The following is a 23,776-nucleotide window of genomic DNA, read 5'->3' on the forward strand; positions in this document are numbered from 1 at the left end:
GGCGGCGCCGGCAACACCGCATCCATCACCAGTGCGAACGCATGCCGATCGGCACGCGCAGCGGCTCGCGACTGCCCTCGGCCAGGCCGCACATCTCGTCGTAGGGCGAGTGGTGGACCAGATGGAACGGCAGCAGCGGCACCTCCTGCAGCAGATCGCGGGCGTGCTCCACCGAGCGCAGGTGGCAGACGCGGCCGCGCTCGTCGACCACGCTGTGCGGGCGGCCGTCCATCTGCGCCTCGAGAACGTAGATGCCGCCCTCCAGGGAGATCAGGTCGAGGCCGTCGATGCGCCCGGCAAGGGCGTGGGCGGACAGGTCGTGCAGGTTCATGGCAATCACCTCGGCAGTGAATCTGTACAAACAATGCAACAAGTACAGTATTTGTACAAGATCAGGCCTGCGCAAGGCGAAAACGCCACCGCCCGTCTGCCGGAGGCAAGACGGGCGGTGCGGGCGTCACCAAGAACTGGTTTTCAGTGCTTGGTCAGCTTGTCCACGTAGGCCATGGCAAAGGCCGAGGCAACGAAGGTCATGTGGATGATCACGTACCACATCAACTTGTCGTTGGGAATCTTCTGCGCGTCCATGAACATGCGCAGCAGGTGGATCGAGGAGATCGCCACGATCGACGCCGCCACCTTCAGCTTCAGCGAGCTGGAGTCCATCTTGCCCAGCCAGTCGAGCTTCTCCTTGCCCTCGTCGATGTCGAGCTGGGAGACGAAGTTTTCGTAGCCGGAAATCATCACCATCACCAGCAGGCCGCCGACCAGCGCCATGTCGATCATCGACAGCAGCACCAGGATCAGATCGGCCTCGGCCAGTTCGAACACGTGGGGCAGGACGTGGAAGATTTCCTGGAAGAACTTCAGGACCAGCGCCAGCAGGGCCAGCGACAGACCGAGATAGATCGGCGCCAGCAGCCAGCGCGCGGCATACATGGTGTTTTCGATGAATCGTTCCATGAGGAAGGCACAGCAGTGAACAAGGGGCGCCCAGTATAGCGGCGACGCCCTCCCTCCGGCAGCCGCAGTTGTGCATCACGCTGTGGATAACTGTGTGGACTAAACCTGAATGAATGGCGCCAGGGCGCAGCGCTCCTGACACAGGCGCAGCCATGCAGGCGACGGCGGCGCCTGTGCGGATTCAGGACAGCAGACCGAAGCCCCGCGGTGGATGGCCTCGCCCGGCGTTCTGCCGGCGCAGCTCGGCCTGCAGATGCAGGCACCAGATCGACGGTTCGTCGACCGGCTTGTAGCCCTGGCACTGCAGGTTCTCGATGATCTCCTCAAGCACCCCCTCGGCCTCGGCAGGCCCGTGGAACGGGCCTTGCGCCTTGATCGCCGAAGGCTGGGTGGCGCTCAGGCCGGCGGCGCACAGCAGTGTCCACAAGCCCTGCTCACCGGCCAGCGGGCGGATGGCGCACTCGATGCGAGTGACGATTCCCGGGCTCTGCCGGGTCAGACAGAATTGACGCAACATGGCCAAGCTCCTCGCAGGGACCTGTATTGATCCTAGTCGCGTGATGGCCATGTGGAAAGTCACCGGTTATCCCCGCGTTCTGTGGATAACCTTGTGCATGGCGCGGGGGCAGATGGGCCGGAAGGCCATGGCATGCCGCCCGCGACCGGCTGGACAAAAAATCGCCAGCCGCGCCGGCCTGCCCTCCCGTGAATCGCCCAGCGCCAGGCTCAGCGCCGCAGGCGGCGCGCCTTGCGGACCGGCCGCTCCGCCTCGACAACGGCTGCGGCGGCCTCGACCTTGTCCGCCGTGCTCGCCTTGTCCGCTTCCTCCTCCTCGTCGTCCTCGTCGTCGCTGTCGATCTCGGCAATCTCGCGCAGGCGCTCGACCACCCTTGCATTCACGCAGCCCTCGGGAAACACGCCGTCCTCGTTGGCGCAGCCGGCGTCCTCGCCGACCAGCAGGCTCAGCGCCTGGTCCACCGTGCGCACGGCGTAGACGCTGAACAGTCCGGCACGCACCGCCTGGATCACCCGCTCGTCGAGCATCAGATTGCAGATGTTGGCGTGGGGAATGATCACCCCCTGCTCGCCGGAGAGGCCGCGCGCCTCGCAGAGGCGGAAGAAGCCCTCGATCTTCTCGTTGACCCCGCCGACCGCCTGCACCTCGCCGAACTGGTTGATCGAGCCGGTGATGGCGAAGCACTGCTTGAGCGGGGTGCGCGACAGCGCCGAAATCAGCGTGCACACCTCGCCGAGCGAGGCGCTGTCGCCGTCGACGTAGCCGTAGGACTGCTCGAGGGCGATGCTGGCCGAGATCTCCAGCGGGAACTCCTGGGCGTAGCGGCTGCCGAGGTAGCCGGTGAGGATCATCACCCCCTTGGAGTGGATCGGCTGGCCGAGGCTGACCTCGCGCTCGATGTCTACGATCCCCGAGCTGCCCGGGTAGACGGTGGCGGAGATGCGCGCCGGCACGCCGAACGCCGAGTCGCCGACTTCCAGCACGGTCAGGCCGTTGCACTTGCCCATCGCCGCGCCGGCGGTATCGATGAGGATCACCCCGGCCAGCATGTCGTCGAGGATACGCGCCGACACCCGCCCGGTGCGGGTGGCCTTGGCCTTGAGTGCGCGCTCGATGTGGCCGATGTCGGTCAGCGCGTCGCCAGCCAGCTGGCGCATGAAGTCGGCCTCGCTGACCAGCTGGAACAGGTCGCCGATGCGCGCCGACAGGCGCCCCTGGTGCTCGGCGAGACGGGCGCTGTAGGTCGCCAGGCGCGCCACGGCGTCGCTGGTCAGCGGCGCCAGGCCCTCCTCGGAAGTGCGCGTCTTCAGCAGCTGGGCGAACTGCTCGAGGCTGTCCTCGCCCAGGGCGATGTCCTCCTCGAAGTCGGCCAGCACGCGGAACATCTCCTGGAAGTCCGGATCCAGCTCCTGCAGCGCGTAGTAGATCTGCCGGGCGCCGACGATCACCACCTTGACCTGCAGCGGCAGCACCTGCGGGGTCAGGGTGACGGTGGCCAGGCGGCCGAGTTCGGCCAGCGGCGACTCCATCTTCAGCTGGCGCGAGTGCAGGGCACGCTTGAGCGCATCCCAGACGAACGGCTCGGACAGCAACTTCTCCGCCTCGAGGATCAGGAAGCCGCCGTTGGCGCGGTGCAGCGCGCCCGGGCGCAGCTGGCGGTAGCTGGTGTACAGCGCGCCCTGGTCGGAGCTGTACTCGATGCGCCCGAACAGGTTGTCGTAGGTCGGGTGCGGCTCGAACACCACCGGCGCACCGCCATCGCGGGCATGGCCGACCACCAGGCTGGGACTGTAGAACTCCACCAGCGACTGGCGCTTCTGCGCATCCGGGCGGGTGTCCTCGACCAGCTGGTCGACCACGGTTTTCAGCAGGTTGACCTGCATGGCCTGCAGCCAGGCGCAGATGCCGGCGTTTTCCGCGTACTTGCGCGACAGCGGCACCAGCAGCGGCTCGAGGGCCAGGGTGATGGTTTCCTCGTTGAGCTGGCGCAGCTGGTTGCTCGACTCGCGCTTCCACTGCGGCAGACCGACCAGCTCCTCGTTGAGGCTCTCCTCGAGGCTGGCGATGTCGTCGTGGAAGCGCTCGCGCTCGGCTTCCGGCAGCTGGGCGAAGTCCGCCTCGTCCAGCGCCTTGCCGTCCTTCATCGGCGTGAAGGCGATGTTGGTGCTGTCGCGATACAGGGCGACGTCCTTCTCCAGCGCCAGCTTCTCGATCACGTCCAGGGCACGGTCGTAGCGCTGGTTGAAGGCGCGGTCGATGGCGCTCTTCTTCTGCTGGTAGGTCGGCGTCTCGAACACCGCCGGAAAGGTCGCCAGCAGGTTGTCGATCAGCTGGTCGACGTCGGTGATCAGCGCCTGCGCACTGCCGGAAGTCAGCTCCAGGGCGCGCGGCTCGCGCGGCTCGTCGAAATTGTTGACGTACAGCCAGTCGCGCGGGGTGGCCTGGCGCTTGGCCTCGGCCTTCAGGTAGCGCTGCACGAAGGAGAAGCGCCCCGTTCCGGACTCGCCCATTACGAACACGTTGTAACCGGGGCGCGGCATGGCCACGCCGAACTGCAGGGCCGCGACCGCGCGCTCCTGACCGAGCACGCCGCGGAACGGCTCCAGTTCGTCGGTGTTGGCGAAGGTCAGGAGTTCGGAGCTGAACTGGCTGCCGAGCTGTTCGGGCTGCAGGCGCAGGGACTGTTGGAAATCGGCCATCAAGGGGTTCCGCAAAGGTGACAGGCGTGCGCGGCAGGCTGGGCGCCACGCTGCTGCGGCCCGGGCGCGCCACTGTCGACAGTGACGCGGCTCCGGACCGGACTGCCGCCGATTGTTGACCCATCGCCCCGGATTGACAAGGATCGGGCGGTGCCGGCGTGATGTGCCGCAGCCAACAGCGGCGGCGGCGCCCGGCCACGGCCGCCAGGCGCCATGACGACGCATTCGTCGCGCGGCGGTTGGCCGCCGCCGCCAGGCGCGCGACACTCAGTCGTGCAAAACGCTGCAGGAGCCGCCGCCATGAGCCGAGCATTCGTCAACGAGGATCGGGCTGCCGACCAGACCGACCCGCCGGTCGAGCGCAGCGTCAGCGACCAGCCCAACTATGTCACCGCCCACGGCCTGCAGCAGCTGCAGGACCGCCTGGCGGCAAGCCTCCAGGCGCTGGCCGTGGAACAGGCCCGTGGCGAGCAGGCGGACCCGCAGCGGCTGGCGGAGCTCGAGCGCGACCTGCGCTACCTGCGCCAGCGGCTGCAGAGCGCGCAGCTGGTGCCGCCGGCGACCTCGCGCGACCAGGTGCAGATCGGCAGCCGGGTGGCCTTCGCCGATGCCCGCGGCCACGAACACGAGGTGCAGCTGGTCGGCGAGGACGAAGCCGATGCCGCCGCGGGCAAGATCAACTGGAGCTCGCCGCTGGGCCGCGCCCTGCTCGGCGCCGCCCCCGGCGACGAGGTGGTCTGGCGGCGCCCGGCCGGCGACTGCCTGATCGACATCCTCGAAATCATCCCGCAACGCCCGTAGCGGCCGGCCGCTGCCTCAGGAGCGCGCGGCGCAGTCCACGCACAGCTCGGCGGCGGGCAGCGCAGCCAGGCGCGCCGGCGCGATGGTCGCGCCACAGGCGGTGCAGATGCCGTAGCGCCCCTCGGCCAGACGTGCGCGGGCGTGGGCCACTTCCTTGAGACCGTGCTCGGCCTCGGCGAGCAGGGAGCGCAGCACATCGTCGTTCTGCCGCTCCACGGCCTGCTCGGGGAAGCTCGACGAGTGCGGGCTGAGCAGATTGCGGCGAATCGCCTCGGCGCGCTGGGCATACTCGCTCGCCAGGGCATCGAGGGTGGCACGGGGGTCGGCAATGGCGGTCATCTCGAGCACTCCGGCAGTCGATATTGGCTTACAGTCTGGTTGCTTCTGACCGCTTTGCACTGATGTCGATCAACTAATCGTCCGCCGCCGACGCGCAGAATCAGCCGTTGCAGCTAATCACGCAGACGCCACAAACGGCAGCTACACTCGAGCGTTTACTCACCAGGGATGGGCGACAGCTTGCAGCCAGTACGTCCTTCTGCCGCAAACAAGCCAGGGAACCGGCAACATGACCGAGCATGCAGAGCTCAGCAGTGATCGCCTCAAACAGCATTTCGCCCAGCGGGTGCTCCACCAGGCCCGCCAGGTGCTGGAGCTCTGGCAGCGCCTGCAGCGCAGCGCCTGGAGCAGCGTCTACCGGGACGAACTGCTGGCCGCCAGCCAGCGCCTCGGCCAGTGCGCCGAGCGTTTCCAGCAACCGCTGCACGCCCAGCTGGCCAGCGCCATCGAGCAATGCCTGCAGGCCGTCGAGGCCAACCGCGGGCGCCTCAACAGCGCGCTGATCGGCGAGCTCGACAGCCTGATGCAGCGCCTGGCCCGCAGCGGCCTGCGCCAGGGCGATGACAGCGCCCCGGGTATCCTCAGCCTGCTGCGCAAGCCGATCTACCTGGCCCTGCGCGATGGCGAGCGCAGCGAACGTCTGGCCCGCCAGCTGGAGTTCTTCGGCTTCACCGCGCTGCCGCTGGACAGCGTCGCCGCGTTCCGCAAGGCGCTGCGCCAGCGCCATCCCGCCGCCATCGTCATGGAAGTCGACTTCGCCGGCGACGGCGGCGGCCTGCAGCTGGCCGAGGAGGCCCAGCAGGGCCTGGAGCACAAGCTGCCGGTGCTGTTCTTCAGCGAGCAGGAGGCCGACACCCGCACCCGTCTGGCCGCGGTGCGCGCCGGTGGCGAGGACTTCTTCAGCGGCAGCCTGGATGCCTCGGCGCTGCTCGAGCGCCTCGAGGACCTGACCCGCCTCACCCAGACCGAGCCCTACAAGGTGCTGATCGTCGACGACTCGCGGGCGCAGACCACCTTCACCGAGCGCATGCTCAACAGCGCCGGGATCATCACCCGCAGCCTCACCGACCCGATCCAGGTGATGGCCGCGCTCGCCGAGTTCCAGCCCGACCTGATCATCCTCGACATGTACATGCCCGAGTGCCGCGGCACCGAGCTGGCCAAGGTGATCCGCCACCACGAGCGCTACGTCAGCGTGCCGATCATCTACCTGTCCGCCGAGGACGACCTCGACAAGCAGCTCGACGCCATGGGCGAGGGCGGCGACGACTTCCTGACCAAGCCGATCCAGGCGCGCCACCTGATCGCCACGGTGCGCAACCGCGCGGCGCGCGCGCGCTACCTCAAGGCGCGCATGGTGCGCGACAGCCTGACCGGGCTGTACAACCACACCCACATCCTCCAGCTGCTCGAGGATGCCCGGGTGCGCGCGCGCCGCGACCAGCAGCCGCTGAGCTTCGCCATGCTCGACATCGACCACTTCAAGCAGGTCAACGACCGCTACGGCCACCCGATGGGCGACCGGGTGATCAAGAGCCTGGCGCTGTTCCTCAAGCAGCGCCTGCGCAAGAGCGACCACATCGGCCGCTACGGCGGCGAGGAGTTCGCCGTGGTCCTCCCCGATACCGACGCCGCCACCGCCACGCGGGTGCTCGACGACATCCGTCGGCGCTTTGCCGAGATGCACTTCCCGGCCCAGCCGCAGGACCTGAGCTGCTCGTTCAGCTGCGGCATCGCCGAGCTGCAGGGCGAACAGGAGGCCAAGGTGCTGGCCAGCCATGCCGACGAGGCGCTGTACCGCGCCAAGCATGCCGGCCGCAACCGGGTGGAGACCTTCGCCACCTCGCTGCGCCACCTGCACGAAGCGCTGGCCTGAGCCGCGCCCGGAGCGGAAACGCGCAGATAAAAAAACGGAGCCCGAAGGCTCCGTTTTTTCATTGCCGCGACCGTCAGGCCAGCTTCTTGTAGCGCACGCGGTGCGGCTGGGCGGCCGCGTCGCCGAGACGCTTCTTGCGGTCGGCCTCGAACTCGGTGTAGTTGCCTTCGAAGAAGTACACCTTGGCGTCATCCTCGTAGGAGAGGATGTGGGTGGCGATGCGGTCGAGGAACCAGCGATCGTGGGAGATCACGATGGCGGCGCCGGGGAAGTCGAGCAGCGCCTCTTCCAGGGCGCGCAGGGTTTCCACGTCGAGGTCGTTGGACGGCTCGTCGAGCAGCAGCACGTTGCCGCCCTGCTTGAGGGTCAGCGCCAGGTGCAGGCGGCCGCGTTCACCGCCGGAGAGGTCCTTGACGAACTTCTGCTGGTCGCCGCCCTTGAAGTTGAAGCGCCCGACGTAGCCGCGCGACGGCACCTCGTAGTTGCCCACCTTGATCATGTCGAAGCCGTCGGAGACCTGCTCCCACACGGTCTTGCTGCCGTCGAGGTGCTCGCGGCTCTGGTCGACGCTGGCGATCTGCACGGTCTCGCCGATGTCGATGGTCCCGGAGTCCGGCTGCTCCTTGCCGAGGATCATGCGGAACAGGGTCGACTTGCCCGCGCCGTTGCCGCCGATCACGCCGACGATGGCGCCCTTGGGCAGGCTGAAGGTCAGGTCGTCGATCAGCTGGCGGTCGCCGTAGCCCTTGCACACGCCGTTGAACTCGATGACCTTGTCGCCCAGGCGCGGACCGGCCGGGATGTAGATCTCGTTGGTCTCGCTGCGCTTCTGGAATTCCTGCGACTGCAGCTCCTCGAAGCGCTGCAGGCGCGCCTTGGACTTGGCCTGGCGGGCCTTGGCGCCCTGGCGCACCCACTCCAGCTCGGCCTTCATGGCCTTCTGGTGCGAGGCTTCCTGCTTGGCCTCCTGGGCCAGACGGGCGGCCTTGGATTCCAGCCACTGCGAGTAGTTGCCCTCGAAGGGGATGCCCTGGCCGCGGTCGAGTTCGAGGATCCAGCCGGCGACGTTGTCGAGGAAGTAGCGGTCGTGGGTGATCGCCACCACGGTGCCGGGGAAGTCGTGGAGGAAGCGCTCCAGCCAGGCCACCGAGTCGGCGTCCAGGTGGTTGGTCGGTTCGTCGAGCAGCAGCATGTCGGGGGCCGACAGCAGCAGGCGGCACAGCGCCACGCGGCGCTTCTCGCCACCGGAGAGGTGCTCGATCCTGGCGTCCCAGGCCGGCAGGCGCAGGGCGTCGGCGGCGACTTCCAGCTGGCGCTCGAGGTTGTGGCCGTCGGAGGCCTGCAGGATCGCCTCCAGCTTGGCCTGCTCGGCGGCCAGCGCGTCGAAGTCGGCGTCCGGCTCGGCGTAGGCGGCATATACGGCGTCCAGGCGCGCCTGGGCGTCCTTCACCTCGCCCACCGCCTCCTCGACGATGTCGCGCACGGTCTTTTCCGGATCGAGCTGCGGCTCCTGCGGCAGGTAGCCGATCTTGATCCCCGGCATCGGCCGGGCTTCACCCTCGAACTCGGTATCCACGCCGGCCATGATGCGCAGCAGGGTCGACTTGCCCGAGCCGTTCAGGCCGAGCACGCCGATCTTCGCGCCGGGGAAGAACGACAAGGAGATGTCCTTGAGAATCTGACGCTTCGGCGGCACGACCTTGCCGAGCCGATGCATGGTGAACACGTATTGAGCCATGACTGACCTGAATGGTTGACGGTACAGATGGGCGGGGCAGCGCTCGCGGCGAATTGCTTCGCCGGCACAGGCCCGCGCGCGTGGCGCAAAGCTACCCGAAATGCGCCGTGCAGGGCAAACCAGCGGGACTGGCGGGACTCGCCACGCGCGGCACGGCCGATGAGGGCCGCTTGTCCGCTGCTTGATCGCCATTCATGTGCCAGTGCCGCGCCATTCGGGTAGAATATCGCGCTTGATTATCCCTTATTTGCCCTGCTCCCCAGAGGACCGCCATGTTCAGCCGTGATTTGACCCTCGCCCGTTATGACGCCGACCTGTTTGCCGCCATGGAGCAAGAAGCCCAGCGCCAGGAAGAGCACATCGAGCTGATCGCCTCGGAGAACTACACCAGCCCGGCGGTGATGGAAGCCCAGGGCAGCGTGCTGACCAACAAGTACGCCGAAGGCTACCCGCACAAGCGCTACTACGGCGGCTGCGAGTACGTCGACATCGTCGAGCAGCTGGCCATCGACCGCGCCAAGGCGCTGTTCGGCGCCGACTACGCCAACGTCCAGCCGCACGCCGGCAGCCAGGCCAACGCCGCGGTATTCCAGGCGCTGGTCAAGCCGGGCGACACCGTGCTGGGCATGAGCCTGGCCCACGGCGGCCACCTGACCCACGGCGCCAGCGTCAACTTCTCCGGCAAGATCTACAACGCCGTGCAGTACGGCCTGAACCCGGAAACCGGCCTGATCGACTACGACGAGGTCGAGCGCCTGGCCGTCGAGCACCAGCCGAAGATGATCATCGCCGGCTTTTCCGCCTACTCGCAGGTGCTGGACTTCCCGCGCTTCCGCGCTATCGCCGACAAGGTCGGTGCCTACCTGTTCGTCGACATGGCCCACGTGGCCGGCCTGGTCGCCGCCGGCGTGTACCCGAACCCGGTGCCGTTCGCCGACGTGGTCACCACCACCACCCACAAGACCCTGCGCGGTCCGCGTGGCGGCCTGATCCTGGCCAAGGCCAACGAAGAGATCGAGAAGAAGCTGAACTCCGCCGTGTTCCCGGGCGGCCAGGGCGGCCCGCTGATGCACGTGATCGCCGCCAAGGCGGTGTGCTTCAAGGAAGCGCTGAGCCCCGAGTTCAAGGCCTACCAGCAGCAGGTGGTGAAGAACGCCCAAGCCATGGCCGAGGTGTTCGTCGAGCGCGGCTTCGACGTGGTTTCCGGCGGCACCCAGAACCACCTGTTCCTGCTCTCGCTGATCAAGCAGGACATCACCGGCAAGGACGCGGACGCCGCCCTGGGTCGCGCCTTCATCACCGTGAATAAGAACGCCGTGCCGAACGACCCGCGTTCGCCGTTCGTCACCTCCGGCCTGCGCATCGGCACCCCGGCGGTCACCACCCGTGGTTTCGGCGAAGCCGAGTGCCGCGAGCTGGCCGGCTGGATCTGCGACATCCTGCAGAACATGGGCGACGAGTCGGTGATCGACGCCGTGCGCGAGAAGGTCAAGGCCATCTGCGCCAAGCTGCCGGTGTACGGCAACTAAGGCTCACGCGCTGCAGTGCAGAAACCCGGCCTCGGCCGGGTTTCTTTTTGCCTGCGAATCGGTCACGCAACCGATCGCACCGCGCCCTCGCCGCGATGCGCAGACCCGCCCCAGGCAAGAGCTTCGCCCCGAGGTCGGGCCTCCCACAGCCGGGACGAGGCTACAGGCCTCACTCGAACAACGCATCCAGCGCCTGCTCCAGGCGGGTCACCGCGACCACGCTGAGGCCGGGCGGCGCTTCCTTGGGCGCGTTGCCCTTGGGCACGATGGCGCGCTTGAAGCCGTGCTTGGCCGCTTCCTTGAGGCGCTCCTGGCCACTGGGCACCGGGCGGATCTCGCCGGACAGGCCGATCTCGCCGAACACCAGCAGGTCGTGGGGCAGCGGCTTGTTACGCAGGCTGGACATCACCGCGGCGAGCAGCGCCAGGTCGGAGGCGGTCTCCAGCACCTTGACCCCGCCGACCACGTTGAGGAACACGTCCTGGTCGTAGGTGGGGATGCTGCCGTGGCGGTGCAGCACGGCGAGCAGCATGGCCAGGCGGTTGGGGTCCAGGCCCAAGGTGACGCGGCGCGGGTTGGCCATGTGGCTGGTGTCGACCAGCGCCTGCACCTCCACCAGCATCGGCCGCGAGCCTTCCCAGGTGGCCATCACCACGCTGCCCGGCACCTCCTCCTGGGCGCGGGTGAGGAAGATCGCCGAGGGGTTGCTGACCTCCTTGAGGCCGCGGTCGGTCATCGCGAACACGCCCAGCTCGTTGATCGCGCCGAAGCGGTTCTTCACCGCGCGCAGCAGACGCAGGCGGCCGTCCGACTCGCCCTCGAAGTACAGCACGGTGTCGACCATGTGCTCGAGCACCCTGGGACCGGCCAGCGCGCCCTCCTTGGTGACGTGGCCGACCAGGAAGATCGCCGTGCCGCTCTGCTTGGCGAAGCGCACCAGCAGCGCCGCGCTCTCGCGCACCTGGGCCACGCCGCCGGGGGCCGACTGCAGCTGCTCGGTGAAGATGGTCTGGATCGAGTCGATCACCATCACCCGCGGCTGCTCGTGGCGGGCGGTGGCGATGATGGTCTCGATGCTGGTCTCGGTCATCACCTTGAGCCTGTCCTCCGGCAGGCCCAGGCGCCGCGCGCGCATGGCCACCTGCTGCTGGGATTCCTCGCCGGTGACGTACAGCGCCGGCATGCGCTGGGCCAGGCTGCACAGGGTCTGCAGCAGGATGGTCGACTTGCCGATGCCCGGATCGCCGCCGATCAGCACCACCGAGCCGTCGACCAGGCCGCCGCCGAGCACGCGATCCAGTTCGCTGGAAGCGGTGGAGAAGCGCGGCGTCTCCTCGACGCTGACCTCGGCGAGGGTCTTCACGTTGGCCTGCTGGCCAGCCCAGCCACCGCGTCCGGCGGGCGTCGCCGCACTCTCCAGCACGGTTTCCACCAGCGTGTTCCAGGCCCCGCACTCGCCGCACTGGCCGGCCCATTTGGGAAAGGTCGCGCCGCACTCGGTGCAGCCATAGATGCGCTTGGCCTTGGCCATCGGGAACTCCTCGGGCGGAAAAGTCCCGATGATAGCGCCCCGCTCCATCCGTCGCTCGCCATGACACGCCGGGTTGTTGAGCTAGGCTGTGTGAGACAGTCACCGACGGAGCGAGCACCATGCCCCACGCCCACCATCCATTGCGCCGCGAGTTCCCCGAGCACCTCGAGCAGTTGCGCGAACTGCTCGCCAGCGATGGCCCGTTCGCCCAGCAGGCCCTGCGCTACGAGACCCTGGACAAGCGCATCTACGCGGCGGAGGACGGTCGCGAGCCCCTCGACGACCTCGCCCTGCAGACGCTGAAGCACGAGCGAGTCCTGCTCAAGGACCAGATCGCCGAACGCCTGCGCCAGGCCGGCAACGGCGGCTGAACCACCCACTGCCGCACATATCCAACCCGCACGGTCGGCCTATACTGGCAACAATCAAAACCTCAGGGAGTGAACCATGAGCCTGCTGCAGGAATTCAAGACCTTCGCCGTCAAGGGCAACATGATCGACATGGCGGTAGGCATCATCATCGGTGCCGCCTTCGGCAAGATCGTCTCCTCGCTGGTCGGCGACGTGATCATGCCGCCGCTGGGCATCATCATCGGCGGGGTGGATTTCTCCGACCTGGCCGTCACCCTCAAGGCCGCCGAAGGCGACGCGCCGGCAGTGCTGCTGGCCTACGGCAAGTTCATCCAGACCATCATCGACTTCGTGATCATCGCCTTCGCCATCTTCATGGGCATCAAGGTGATCAACCGCCTCAAGCGCGAGGAAGAGGCCGCCCCGGCCGCCCCGCCGGCGCCGACCAAGGACCAGGAACTGCTCGGCGAGATCCGCGACCTGCTCAGGGCGCAGCAGGGCAAGTAGCCTGCCGCAGAACGCACAACGGCGCCCACTGGGCGCCGTTGTGCGTTCTGCGGCCTGCGTCCGGAATCAGGCCATCTCGGCCGGCGGCTTGAGCAGCAGCCGACTCACCCGGCGCTCCTTCACCTCGATCACCCGCAGCTGCCAGCCGGCGAACTCCAGCGCATCGCCGATCATCGGCAGGCGGTCGAGCAGGCTCAGGGTCAGGCCGGCGAGGGTCTGGTAGTCGTCGGTCGGCCGCGCCTGGAAGCCCAGGCGCTCGCGCAGCAGGCTGAGGTTGAGCGCGCCGCTGACCTTGTAGCCCTCGGCGCAGGACTCGATGTCCGGCCCTTCCACCTCGCTGGCATCCGGCAGCTCGCCGGCGATCGCCTCGAGGATGTCGGTGAGAGTCAAGAGGCCCTGGAATTCGCCGAATTCGTTGACCACGAAGGCCACGTGGGTCGAAGCCTGGCGCATCTGCTCCAGGGCGCCCAGCACCGTGCAGCTGTCCGGCAGGTTGAGCGGCGCGCGCAGCAGACCCTCGAGGTTCGGCTGTTCGCCGCGCAGCAGCTCCTTGAACAGCTCCTTCTTGTGCACGTAGCCCAGCGGCTCGTCCACCGCGCCGCCGCGCAGCACCAGCAGGCGCGAATGCGGCGATTCGAGCAGGATCCGCTGGATCTGCTCCGGCGCATCGTCCAGGTCGATATGGTCGACCTCGTGGCGCTCGGTCATCGCCGTGCGGATCGAGCGCTCGGCCAGGTGCAGCACGCCGCTGATCATCACCCGCTCGCGACGGTCGAACAGCTCGCTCTCGCCGGCGGCGGCACCGTCGAGCATGTCGGCGATCTCCTCGCCCACCTCGTCGGGCTGCACCTTGCCGCCGAGCAGGCGCAGCACCGCATGGGCGGTACGCTCGCGGTGGCTGCGCTCGCCCTGCAGGCTGCGCTTGCGGCGAAAACGCGCCAGCTGGTTGAACACCTCGATGAGGATCGAGAAGCCGATGGCCGCGTACAGGTAGCCCTTGGGAATATGGAATCCGAAGCCCTCGGCGGTCAGGCTGAAGCCGATCATCATCAGGAAGCCCAGGCACAGCATGATCACCGTCGGCCGCGCGTTGACGAAGGCGGTCAGCGGCTTGCTCGCCACCATCATCAGGCCGATGGAGATCATCACCGCGATCATCATCACCGACAGCTGCTCGACCATGCCCACCGCGGTGATCACCGCGTCCAGCGAGAACACCGCATCGAGCACCACGATCTGCGCCACGATCGGCCAGAACTGCGCGTAGGTCCGGCTGCCGGCGCTGTGCTGGGCGTGGCCCTCGAGGCGCTCGTGCAGCTCCATGGTGGCCTTGAACAGCAGGAACACGCCGCCGAACAGCATGATCAGGTCACGCCCGGAGAAGCTCTGGCCGAACACCTCGAACAGCGGGCTGGTCAGGGTCACCAGCCAGGCCATGCTGGCCAGCAGGCCCAGGCGCATCAGCAGCGCCAGGCCCAGACCGATCAGCCGCGCGCGGTCACGCTGGTGCGGCGGCAGCTTGTCGGCAAGGATGGCGATGAACACCAGGTTGTCGATACCCAGCACGATTTCCAGGACGATCAGGGTCAGCAGACCCATCCAGGCCGTCGGATCGGCGATCCATTCCATAGCAGTCAGACTCTCTCAGCAGACGAACGAACGCGCAGCGGCACGCCAACGACCAGATGGTCGGCGTGCCGAGGGCGGACAAACAACGGGGAAGCGGCCACGCAGGGAGCGCGCCACGCAGCAGGCAAGGCAGGGGGATAGGCCGCACGCGGAGCAGAAGCCACGGGCGGCTGACAACTTTCGCTGTCCATCGACAACCATCAACAGGGAACAAGCTGGCGATGATAAGGCCTGGAGTGTGTCGGTTTGGCGAAAAATCGTAACCAGTTCTTTAGCGGGGCGACGCACTACCAGTAGTTCTCCTGGGCCAGCTGTCCCGGCCGGCGACTCAGGCTGAGCTGCAGGCCGCGCAGCTTGAGGCGCGCATGCAGTTCCTCGACCATCGCCGGGTTGCCGCAGAGCATCAGCCGCGAGTGCTCCGGGCTGATCGCCAGGCCGGCGGCACGCTCCAGCTCGCCGCTGTCGAGCAGCGCGGTCAGCCGCGCTCCCAGGCAGCCCGGCACCTGCTCGCGGGTCACCACCGGCAGGTACACCAGCTTGTGCGCCGCCCCCTCCAGCCACTCACGCCGCGGCAGATCGGCGAGCAACGGCTGATAGGCCAGCTCGGCGGCCGTGCGCACGCTGTAGGCCAGCACGACGCGCTGGAAGCGCTGCCACACTTCGAGATCCTGGAGGATCGACAGGAAGGGCGCCACCCCGGTGCCGCTGGCCAGCAGCCACAGGTCGCGGCCATCCGGGAAGCGCTCGAGGGTGAGATAGCCGTAGGCCTGGCGCTCCACCAGCAGCTCGTCGCCCACGGCCAGCTGCTTGAGCTCGCCGGTGAACTCGCCGTCCGGCACCTCGATGGAGAAGAACTCGAGGAACTCGTCGTGGGGCGCCGAGACCATCGAATAGGCGCGCCAGACGATGCTGCCGCTGGCCTTGCGCACGCCGAGGCGGGCGAACTGGCCGGCACGGAAGCGAAAGCCCGGATCGCGCGTGCAGCGCAGGCTGAACAGGCTCGGCGACCAGCGCCACACCTCGAGCAGGCGCTGGCGGGTGAACTTCTCCGCGCTGGCGGTCATACTTGCCTCCCTCTGCTGCCGCGGCCGGTGCTGCGGCAGGGCCTCCTTCATATAGCGCAAATCGCCCGCCCATGCCCCAGTTCGTCACCCCCTTCGCCAGCCTCGACCTGCTGCGCCAGCCCGAACAGCGCCACGACCCGCTGCAGGCCTTCGACGCCGCCGACGAGTACCTGCTCGAGCACCTGCACGAACAGGGCCTCGCCGCGGGCAGCCGCGTGCTGCTGCTCAACGACGGCTTCGGCGCGCTGGCCTGCGCGCTGGCCGCCCATGCCACGGTGCTCAGCAGCGGCGACTCGTTCCTCGGCGCCCTGGCGCTGCACAAGAACCTGGCGCGCAACGGCCTGGCGACGGACGCCGTGCAGTTCGTCCCGGCCAACGCGCGCGCCGAGGGGCCGTTCGACGTGGTGTTGATCCGCGTGCCGAAGACCCTGGCGCTGCTCGAGGAACAGCTGATCCGCCTGCACGGCCAACTGGCCCCCGGCGCGCGGGTGATCGCCGCCGGCATGGTCAAGCACCTGCCGCGCGCCGCCGGCGAACTGCTGGAAAAATACATCGGCCCGGTGCAGGCCTCGCTGGCGGTGAAGAAGGCGCGCCTGCTCAGCGCCAGCCCCGAGGCCAGGCCGGCGCCGCAGTCGCCCTACCCGAGCCGCTACCGGCTGGACAGCCCGCCGCTTGAGCTGGTCAACTACGCCAACGTGTTCTGCCGCGAGGGTCTGGACATCGGCACCCGCGCCTTCCTGCCGCACCTGCCGGTGGGCCTGGGCGCGGCGCGGGTGGCCGACCTGGGCTGCGGCAACGGCGTGCTGGCGATCGTCAGCGCGCTGGACAATCCGCACGCCAGCTACCTGCTGCTCGACGAGTCGTTCATGGCCGTGCAGTCGGCCGCGGAGAACTGGCGCACGGCGCTGGGCGAGCGGCCGGTGGAGCTGCGCGCCGCCGACGGCCTGGCCGGCCAGCCGGCCGACTCGCTGGACGTGGTGCTGTGCAATCCGCCGTTCCACCAGCAGCAGGTGGTCGGCGACTTCCTCGCCTGGCGCATGTTCAAGCAGGCGCATGCCGCGCTGGTGCGCGGCGGCGAGCTGTGGATCGTCGGCAACCGCCACCTCGGCTACCACGCCAAGCTCAAGCGCCTGTTCCGCGAGGTCGAGCAGGTGGCGGCCAACCCGAAGTTCGTCATCCTCAAGGCGCGCAAGGGCTGAGCAGCGGACAATTGGTCGGACCAGGCTAGGTCTGCAGGGGTTTCCCCCGTACAATCCCGCCCCCCGCGCGCGGCTCCGCTCCACGCCAGCAGCAATGGACGGCGCTGTGCTCGCCTTGCGGTCCGCGGCGCCGGCGCATCCGGAACAGCTTCGAGGCTCAGCCATTGAACAACACCCCCACCCCACGCCCGCTGCTGCAGCGCCTGGCGCGCACCAGCCTGATCGCGCAGATCTGCATCGGCCTGATCGCCGGCAGCCTGTTGGCCGCGTTCTTCCCTGACGCGGCGCGCTCCGTCGGCTTCGTCGGCAACCTGTTCGTCACCGCGCTCAAGGCCGTGGCCCCGGCGCTGGTCTTCCTGCTGGTCACCTCGGCCATCGCCAGTCACAAGCGCGGCCAGCCCACCCACATTCGTCCGGTGCTGATCCTCTACCTGATCAGCACCCTGGCGGCCGCGGCGGTCGCCGTGACTGCCAGCTTCCTGTTCCCCTCGACCCTGAGCCTGACCACCCAGGGTATCGACGCCAGCGCACCGGGCAGCATCGGCGAGGTGCTGGCCGGGCTGCTGCAGAGCCTGCTGGTCAACCCGGTGGACGCCCTGCTCAACGGCAACTTCATCGGCATCCTGGCCTGGGCCATCGGCCTGGGCGTGGCGCTGCGCCATGGCAGCGAGACCACCCGCGGGGTGATCCACGACCTGGCCAAGGGCGTCTCGGCCATCGTCCACGTGGTGATCCGCTTCGCGCCCCTCGGCGCCTTCGGCCTGGTCGCCGCGGCCCTGGCGGAAACCGGCCTGGACGCGCTGCTCGGCTATGCCCGCCTGCTGGCGGTACTGGTCGGCTGCATGCTGTTCGTGGCCCTGGTGGTCAACCCGCTCATCGTGTTCTGGAAGATCGGCCGCAACCCCTATCCGCTGGTGTTCACCTGCCTGCGCGAGAGCGGCCTGACCGCCTTCTTCACCCGCAGCTCGGCGGCCAACATCCCGGTCAACCTGCAGCTGTGCGAGCGCCTGGGCCTGCACGAGGACACCTACTCGGTATCGATCCCGCTGGGCGCCACCATCAACATGGCCGGCGCCGCCATCACCATCAGCGTGCTGACCCTCGCCGCGGTGAACACCCTGGGCATCGCCGTGGACATCCCCAGCGCGCTGCTGCTGTGCGTGGTCGCCTCGCTCAGCGCCGCCGGCGTTTCCGGCGTGGCCGGCGGCTCGCTGCTGCTGATCCCGCTGGCCGCCGGCCTGTTCGGCATCCCCGCCGAGGTGGCCATGCAGGTGGTGGCGATCGGCTTCATCATCAGCATCGTGCAGGACTCCACCGAGACCGCGCTGAACTCCTCCACCGACGTGCTGCTCACCGCCGCGGCCTGCATGGCGCGCAAGCGCTGAGTCCTCGCCGTGCCGGCGCGCTTTGCTATGATGCGCGCCTGTAATTCCGGGGCTGTGGCCCCGGAAGTTCCCACCCGGGCCGCAGCCCCGCATTCCATGAGCGACCGATGTCCCAGTTCGATCCGACCCACTACGCCGCCCAGCTTGCCGAGAAGAAGGCCCGCCTGCAGACCCTGCTGGCGCCGTTCGATGCCCCCGAGCCGGAAGTGTTCGACTCGCCCGGCGAGCACTACCGCCTGCGCGCCGAGTTCCGCCTGTGGCGCGAGGGCGAGGATCGCCACTACGCCATGTTCGCCGCCGGCGACAAGCACACGCCGATCCTGCTGGAGGATTTCCCGGTCGCCAGCCAGCGCATCAACGCGCTGATGCCGCGCCTCAAGGCCGCCTGGGCCGACCCGGTCATCGGCTTCAAGCTGTTCCAGGTCGAGTTCCTCACCACCCTGGCCGGCGATGCGCTGATCACCCTGTGCTATCATCGCCCGCTGGACGACGCCTGGCGGGTGGCCGCCGAGGGCGTCGCCGCCGAGCTGGGCGTCAGCCTGGTCGGCCGTTCGCGCGGCAAGCGCATCGTCATCGGCAAAGACTATGTGGAAGAGGAGCTGCTGGTCGCCGGGCGGACCTTCCGCTACCGCCAGCCGGAAGGCGCCTTCACCCAGCCCAACGGCCTCGTCTGCCAGAAGATGCTCAACTGGGCCTTCGACGCCCTCGGCGAGCGCGACGACGACCTGCTCGAGCTGTACTGCGGCAACGGCAACTTCACCCTGCCGCTGTCCACTCGCGTGCGCCGCGTGCTGGCCACCGAGATCAGCAAGAGCTCGGTGAACGCCGCGCTGGCCAACCTGGCCGACAACGGCATCGACAACATCGAGCTGGTGCGCCTGTCCGCCGAGGAACTGACCCAGGCGCTCAACGAGGTGCGCCCGTTCCGCCGCCTGGCCGGCATCGACCTGAAGGGCTACCAGTTCGGCAGCGTGTTCGTCGACCCGCCGCGCGCCGGCATGGACCCGGACACCTGCGAGCTGACCCGGCGCTTCGAGCGCATCCTGTACATCTCCTGCAACCCGGAGACCCTGGCCGCCAACCTCGCCCAGCTCAACGACACCCACCGCATCGTGCGCTGCGCGCTGTTCGACCAGTTCCCCTGGACCCACCACATGGAAAGCGGCGTGCTGCTCGAGCGGCGCTGAGCCACAGCAGTATCTGTCGCAAAATCCTCTACACAGGCCCGCCAGGCCCCGTGGCGCCCGCCGGGGGCGCCGTGCTAGCTTGATCTGGATAACAACATCAGGAATCCCCCCATGGCCGCAGCCATTCCGGCACTGGAAATCCGCAACCTGCACAAACGCTACGGCGACCTCGAGGTGCTCAAGGGCATCTCGCTGACCGCCAACGACGGCGACGTCATTTCCATCCTCGGTTCCTCCGGCTCCGGCAAGTCGACCTTCCTGCGCTGCATCAACCTGCTGGAGAGCCCGTACCAGGGGCAGATCTTCGTCGCCGGCGAGGAACTCAAGCTCAAGCCGGGCAAGGACGGCGAGCTGGTCGCCGCCGACAGCAAGCAGATCAACCGCCTGCGCAGCCAGCTCGGCTTCGTGTTCCAGAACTTCAACCTCTGGCCGCACATGAGCATTCTCGACAACATCATCGAGGCGCCGCGCCGCGTGCTGGGCCTGAGCAAGGCCGAGGCCAGCGAGCGCGCCGAGGCGCTGCTGGCCAAGGTCGGCATCGCCGACAAGCGCCACAGCTACCCGACCCAGCTGTCCGGCGGCCAGCAGCAGCGCGCGGCCATCGCCCGCACCCTGTGCATGGAACCCAAGGTCATCCTGTTCGACGAGCCGACCTCGGCGCTCGACCCGGAGATGGTCCAGGAAGTGCTCAACGTGATCCGTGCATTGGCCGAGGAAGGCCGCACCATGCTGCTGGTCACCCACGAGATGAACTTCGCCCGCCAGGTGTCCAGCGAGGTGGTGTTCCTCCACCAGGGCCTGGTCGAGGAGCAGGGGCCGCCGGACCAGGTGTTCGGCAACCCGAACTCGGAGCGCTGCCGCCAGTTCATGTCTAGCCTCAAATAACAACTCGGCCCAAGCGCCTGCCGCACGGCCGGCGACGGAAAGCCTACAAGGAGCCCTACCCATGAAAATCCGCAACTCGCTGCTGGCCGTGGCCGCAGCCCTGGTGTTCGCAGCCCCGGCGCTGGCCGCCGACAAGCTGCGCATCGGTACCGAAGGCGCCTACCCGCCCTTCAACCAGATCGACGCCAGCGGCAACGTGACCGGCTTCGACGTGGAGATCGCCAAGGCGCTGTGCGTGAAGATGCAGGCCGAGTGCGAGATCGTCACCTCCGACTGGGACGGCATCATCCCGGCGCTCAACGCCAAGAAGTTCGACTTCATCGCCGCCTCCATGTCGATCACCGACGAGCGCAAGCAGGCGGTCGACTTCACCGACCCCTACTACACCAACAAGCTGCAGTTCATCGCGCCCAAGTCGGTCGACTTCAAGACCGACGAGGCGAGCCTGGACGGCAAGGTGATCGGCGCCCAGCGTGCCACCATCGCCGGTACCTGGCTGGAGGACAACCTCGGCGACGTGGTCGAGGTGAAGCTCTACGACACCCAGGAGAATGCCTACCTCGATCTGGCCAGCGGCCGCGTCGACGGCGTGCTGGCCGACAAGCTGGTCAACTGGGAGTGGCTGAAGAGCGACGCCGGCAAGGACTTCGAGTTCAAGGGCGAGCCGGTGTTCGACGACGACAAGATCGGCATCGCCGTACGCAAGGGCGACGACGCCCTGCGCGAGCGGCTCAACAGCGCGCTGCAGGCGATCGTCGAGGACGGCACCTACCAGCAGATCAACGCCAAGTACTTCCCCTTCAGCATCTACTGAGCCCGTAGCGGCGCGCCATCGCCACGCTGGCGCGCCGCCGACAAACCATGATTCCTGACCTTCAAGGCTTCGGGCCGGCGCTGGCCGCCGGCACCTGGATGACCATCAAGCTGTCCCTCGCTGCCGTCAGCGTCGGGCTGCTCCTCGGCCTGCTCGGCGCCCTCGCCAAGACCTCGGCCAACCTGCCCCTGCGCCTGCTCGGTGGCGGCTACACCACGCTGGTGCGCGGCGTGCCGGAAACCCTCTGGGTGCTGATGATCTACTACGGCACGGTGAGCGGCCTGAACGCCGTCGGCGCGCCGCTCGGCTACCCCGAGCTGGCCCTCGACCCGTTCGCCGCCGGCACCCTGGCGCTCGGCCTGTGCTTCGGCGCCTACGCCACCGAGGTGTTCCGCGGCGCGCTGCTGGCCATCCCCAGGGGCCAGCGCGAGGCCGGCCAGGCGCTGGGCCTGTCCGGCATGCGGATCTTCTGGCGCATCATCCTGCCGCAGCTGTGGCGCACCGCGCTGCCCGGCCTCGGCAACCTGTACATGATCCTGCTCAAGGACACCGCGCTGGTGTCGCTGATCTCCCTGGAAGAGATCATGCGCAAGGCCGGCATCGCCTCCAACGCCACCAAGGCGCCCTTCACCTTCTACATGAGCGCCGCGGCCATCTACCTCGCCCTCACCGTGATCGTCATGCTGGTCCTCAATCATCTGGAAAAACGCGCCGGCCGCGGCATCGCGAGGAACGAGCTATGAGCGGCTGGGAACTGCTGGTCAAGTGGACGCCGAAGATGCTCGACGGCGTCGCCCTGACCCTCGAGCTGGTGGCGATCGCCGTGGTCGCCGGACTGCTGCTGGCCCTGCCGCTGGGCATCGGCCGCGCCTCGCGGCACTGGCACGTGCGCGCCCTGCCTTCGGCGTACATCTTCTTCTTCCGCGGCACGCCGCTGCTGCTGCAGCTGTTCATCGTCTACTACGGCCTGGCGCAGTTCCCGGCGGTGCGCCAGAGCGTGCTGTGGCCGTTCCTGCGCGACCCGTACTGGTGCGCGCTGCTGACCATGACCCTGCACACCGCGGCCTACATCGCCGAGATCATGCGCGGAGCGATCCACACCGTGCCGGTCGGCGAGGTGGAGGCGGCGCGCGCGCTGGGCATGTCGAAGCGCCAGACGCTGTGGCACATCATCCTGCCACGCGCGGCGCGCATCGGCCTGCCGGCCTACACCAACGAAGTGATCCTGATGCTCAAGGCCAGCGCGGTGGTCTACACCGTGACCCTCTACGACATCATGGGCATGGCCAAGACCATCAGCTCGCGCACCTACGAGCAGATGTTCTTCTTCGTCTACGCCGGGGCGCTGTACCTGATCATCACCATCGGTCTGACCTGGATCTTCCGCGGCATCGAGCGCTGGCTGCGGGTGGACGCGGCGCGGGGACGCTGAGGCTGGCCGTGTCCGAGATCCTCCAAGGCCCCCTGCTGCGCCAGCGCTTCGCCGAACTGGAGGCCTTCCTGCTCGCCCACCAGGCGCTGTGGCGCGAGAAGCCGTTCGTCCAGCGCACGCTGGCCTGGGAAGCCGCGCACCCGGCGCTGGCCGGCTGGCTGCGCGGGCGCAGCCTGGAGCAGGCCGAGGCGCTGCACAACCATCCCGAACAGCTGCTGGACGCTCCGGCGCCATTCCCGGAGCTCGCCGCTCGCGCCGCCGAACTGGCCGCGGTCGGCCCGCTGCCGGCCGCCGCGCTGGCCAGCCTGCCGGCGTCGTTCAGCGTCGACGTGCCGGGACGCAAGTGGCAGCAGATCGACGCCTTCGCCGCCAGCCTGGACTTCCGCCAGCCGGTCCACCACTGGCTCGACTGGTGTGCCGGCAAGGGCCACCTGGGCCGCCGCCTGGCGCATGCCGGCACGCCGCTGACCTGTCTGGAATACGATGCCGCGCTGGTCGCCGACGGCCAGCGCCTGAGCCGGCGCCTGGCGCTGGACGCCCGGCACCTCGAGCAGGATGTGCTGGCCGCCAGCGCCGAAGGCCACCTGCACGCCGAGCACACCCCGGTGGCCCTGCACGCCTGCGGCGCGCTGCACATGCGCCTGCTGCAGCTGGCCAGCCGCGGCGGCTGCCGCCAGCTGGCGGTGGCGCCGTGCTGCTACAACCGCATCGACGCAGAGCTCTACGCGCCGCTGTCACAGCTCGCCCAGGCCTCGCCGCTGCTGCTCGGCCGCGACGACCTCGGCCTGCCGCTGCAGGAAACCGTCACCGCCGGCAGCCGCGTGCGCCGCCAGCGCGACCACTCGATGGCCCGCCGGCTGGCCTTCGACTACCTGCAGCGCGAGCTGCGCGGGGTGGACGCCTACCTGCCGACCCCCTCGCTGCCGCCGGCCTGGCTGCACAAGCCGTTCGCCGACTGGTGCCGCGACCTCGCCGCGCTCAAGGGCCTGCCGGCGCCGGCCGCGCGCGACTGGGCGGCGCTGGAAGCCCGCGGCTGGCAGCGCCTCGCCGAGGTGCGCAATCTGGAGCTGCTGCGCGGCCTGTTCCGCCGCCCGCTGGAAGTGTGGCTGCTGCTCGATCGCGCCCTGTACCTGGAGGAGCAGGGCTACGCGGTGCGCCTCGGCACTTTCTGCGCCTACCGGCTGACCCCGCGCAACCTGCTGCTGCTGGCCGAGCGGGATTAGCCGCACGACCAGACATGAAAAAGGCGCCCGCAAGAGGCGCCTTCGATCCGTTCACCACACTGCAGCACTTGCCCTTCGGGCGGGCCTGTGGCCCGCATCGCCGCGAG

22 protein-coding genes are annotated in these 23,776 nt (G+C 68.5%); 13 read left to right on the forward strand and 9 right to left on the reverse strand.

The genetic code is table 11. The annotated features are described in order from the left end of the window. Positions 1-25: 25 nt before the first annotated feature. The 4 genes from BM297_RS06445 to BM297_RS06460 all read right to left on the reverse strand — a co-directional run bounded on the left by BM297_RS06445 (position 26) and on the right by BM297_RS06460 (position 4,179). Positions 26-331: a DUF6482 family protein gene (locus tag BM297_RS06445; RefSeq protein ID WP_092429461.1), complete on the reverse strand. Its 306-nt coding sequence runs from the start codon at positions 329-331 to the stop codon at positions 26-28. A 143-nt stretch (positions 332-474) separates the two neighbouring features. Next, on the reverse strand, positions 475-963 hold the full coding sequence (locus BM297_RS06450; RefSeq protein ID WP_092429463.1) for a TIGR00645 family protein: 489 nt from the start codon (positions 961-963) through the stop codon (positions 475-477). A 181-nt stretch (positions 964-1,144) separates the two neighbouring features. Beyond that, the gene (locus tag BM297_RS06455) at positions 1,145-1,480 is read right to left on the reverse strand and encodes a PA4575 family protein (RefSeq protein WP_092429465.1); all 336 of its coding nucleotides are present in this window, start codon (positions 1,478-1,480) and stop codon (positions 1,145-1,147) included. A gap of 209 nt (positions 1,481-1,689) precedes the next feature. Continuing rightward, a complete protein-coding gene (locus BM297_RS06460) occupies positions 1,690-4,179 on the reverse strand; it encodes a Lon protease family protein (RefSeq protein WP_092429467.1) in 2,490 nt (829 codons plus the stop codon). 300 nt (positions 4,180-4,479) lie between these two features. Between BM297_RS06460 and BM297_RS06465 the strand changes: the two genes are divergently transcribed. Then, the gene (locus tag BM297_RS06465) at positions 4,480-4,980 is read left to right on the forward strand and encodes a GreA/GreB family elongation factor (RefSeq protein WP_092429469.1); all 501 of its coding nucleotides are present in this window, start codon (positions 4,480-4,482) and stop codon (positions 4,978-4,980) included. A gap of 15 nt (positions 4,981-4,995) precedes the next feature. Here BM297_RS06465 and BM297_RS06470 read toward each other — a convergent pair whose 3' ends face one another. Beyond that, the gene (locus BM297_RS06470) at positions 4,996-5,319 is read right to left on the reverse strand and encodes a TraR/DksA C4-type zinc finger protein (RefSeq protein ID WP_092429471.1); all 324 of its coding nucleotides are present in this window, start codon (positions 5,317-5,319) and stop codon (positions 4,996-4,998) included. Between the two features lie 229 nt (positions 5,320-5,548). Between BM297_RS06470 and BM297_RS06475 the strand changes: the two genes are divergently transcribed. Then, positions 5,549-7,195 carry a response regulator gene (locus tag BM297_RS06475; RefSeq protein WP_092429473.1) on the forward strand — a complete coding sequence of 549 codons (1,647 nt, stop codon included), beginning with the start codon at positions 5,549-5,551 and terminating at the stop codon, positions 7,193-7,195. A 73-nt stretch (positions 7,196-7,268) separates the two neighbouring features. Here the strand turns inward: BM297_RS06475 and ettA are convergent, their stop codons facing one another. Continuing rightward, positions 7,269-8,933, reverse strand: coding sequence for an energy-dependent translational throttle protein EttA (ettA, locus tag BM297_RS06480; RefSeq protein ID WP_092429475.1), 1,665 nt, complete (start codon positions 8,931-8,933; stop codon positions 7,269-7,271). A gap of 272 nt (positions 8,934-9,205) precedes the next feature. On the opposite strand from ettA, the gene glyA reads away from it, so the two are divergent. Further along, positions 9,206-10,462: a serine hydroxymethyltransferase gene (gene glyA / locus BM297_RS06485; RefSeq protein ID WP_092429477.1), complete on the forward strand. Its 1,257-nt coding sequence runs from the start codon at positions 9,206-9,208 to the stop codon at positions 10,460-10,462. Between the two features lie 169 nt (positions 10,463-10,631). On the opposite strand, the gene radA is transcribed toward glyA, so the two are convergent. After that, positions 10,632-11,993, reverse strand: a complete 1,362-nt coding sequence (gene radA / locus BM297_RS06490; RefSeq protein WP_092429479.1) for a DNA repair protein RadA — start codon at positions 11,991-11,993, stop codon at positions 10,632-10,634. 119 nt (positions 11,994-12,112) lie between these two features. Here radA and BM297_RS06495 point away from each other — a divergent pair, with 119 nt between their 5' ends. Together BM297_RS06495 and mscL are read left to right on the forward strand one after the other, a co-directional pair. Continuing rightward, positions 12,113-12,364, forward strand: coding sequence for an HP1242/YdcH family protein (locus tag BM297_RS06495; RefSeq protein WP_092429481.1), 252 nt, complete (start codon positions 12,113-12,115; stop codon positions 12,362-12,364). Positions 12,365-12,440: 76 nt separating this feature from the next. Then, positions 12,441-12,851 carry a large-conductance mechanosensitive channel protein MscL gene (gene mscL / locus BM297_RS06500; protein WP_092429483.1) on the forward strand — a complete coding sequence of 137 codons (411 nt, stop codon included), beginning with the start codon at positions 12,441-12,443 and terminating at the stop codon, positions 12,849-12,851. 66 nt (positions 12,852-12,917) lie between these two features. Here mscL and BM297_RS06505 read toward each other — a convergent pair whose 3' ends face one another. Together BM297_RS06505 and BM297_RS06510 are read right to left on the reverse strand one after the other, a co-directional pair. Beyond that, positions 12,918-14,480: a TerC family protein gene (locus BM297_RS06505; RefSeq protein ID WP_092429485.1), complete on the reverse strand. Its 1,563-nt coding sequence runs from the start codon at positions 14,478-14,480 to the stop codon at positions 12,918-12,920. A 287-nt stretch (positions 14,481-14,767) separates the two neighbouring features. Then, complete coding sequence (locus tag BM297_RS06510) at positions 14,768-15,544, reverse strand: ferredoxin--NADP reductase (RefSeq protein WP_092429487.1); 777 nt, start codon at positions 15,542-15,544, stop codon at positions 14,768-14,770. A 71-nt stretch (positions 15,545-15,615) separates the two neighbouring features. Between BM297_RS06510 and BM297_RS06515 the strand changes: the two genes are divergently transcribed. The 8 genes from BM297_RS06515 (at position 15,616) to BM297_RS06550 (ending at position 23,669) form a co-directional block, all read left to right on the forward strand. After that, a complete protein-coding gene (locus tag BM297_RS06515) occupies positions 15,616-16,743 on the forward strand; it encodes a methyltransferase (protein ID WP_092429488.1) in 1,128 nt (375 codons plus the stop codon). Positions 16,744-16,907: 164 nt separating this feature from the next. After that, complete coding sequence (gene sstT / locus BM297_RS06520) at positions 16,908-18,128, forward strand: serine/threonine transporter SstT (RefSeq protein ID WP_245768222.1); 1,221 nt, start codon at positions 16,908-16,910, stop codon at positions 18,126-18,128. A gap of 107 nt (positions 18,129-18,235) precedes the next feature. Further along, positions 18,236-19,315 (forward strand): tRNA (uridine(54)-C5)-methyltransferase TrmA, encoded by a 1,080-nt coding sequence (gene trmA, locus BM297_RS06525; protein ID WP_092429490.1) that lies wholly within the window; start codon positions 18,236-18,238, stop codon positions 19,313-19,315. Between the two features lie 111 nt (positions 19,316-19,426). Then, positions 19,427-20,200, forward strand: coding sequence for an ABC transporter ATP-binding protein (locus BM297_RS06530; RefSeq protein ID WP_092429492.1), 774 nt, complete (start codon positions 19,427-19,429; stop codon positions 20,198-20,200). 61 nt (positions 20,201-20,261) lie between these two features. Continuing rightward, positions 20,262-21,014: an ABC transporter substrate-binding protein gene (locus BM297_RS06535; RefSeq protein WP_092429493.1), complete on the forward strand. Its 753-nt coding sequence runs from the start codon at positions 20,262-20,264 to the stop codon at positions 21,012-21,014. 47 nt (positions 21,015-21,061) lie between these two features. After that, positions 21,062-21,757: an ABC transporter permease gene (locus BM297_RS06540; protein WP_092429495.1), complete on the forward strand. Its 696-nt coding sequence runs from the start codon at positions 21,062-21,064 to the stop codon at positions 21,755-21,757. Next, positions 21,754-22,446: an ABC transporter permease gene (locus BM297_RS06545; protein ID WP_092429497.1), complete on the forward strand. Its 693-nt coding sequence runs from the start codon at positions 21,754-21,756 to the stop codon at positions 22,444-22,446. Before BM297_RS06540 ends, BM297_RS06545 begins: the two co-directional genes overlap by 4 nt. An 8-nt stretch (positions 22,447-22,454) precedes the next feature. Continuing rightward, positions 22,455-23,669 (forward strand): methyltransferase, encoded by a 1,215-nt coding sequence (locus BM297_RS06550; protein WP_092429499.1) that lies wholly within the window; start codon positions 22,455-22,457, stop codon positions 23,667-23,669. The last annotated feature ends 107 nt before the right edge of the window (positions 23,670-23,776 follow it).

Origin of the sequence: Geopseudomonas sagittaria, from assembly GCF_900115715.1 — a bacterium.
Taxonomy (GTDB): domain Bacteria; phylum Pseudomonadota; class Gammaproteobacteria; order Pseudomonadales; family Pseudomonadaceae; genus Geopseudomonas; species Geopseudomonas sagittaria.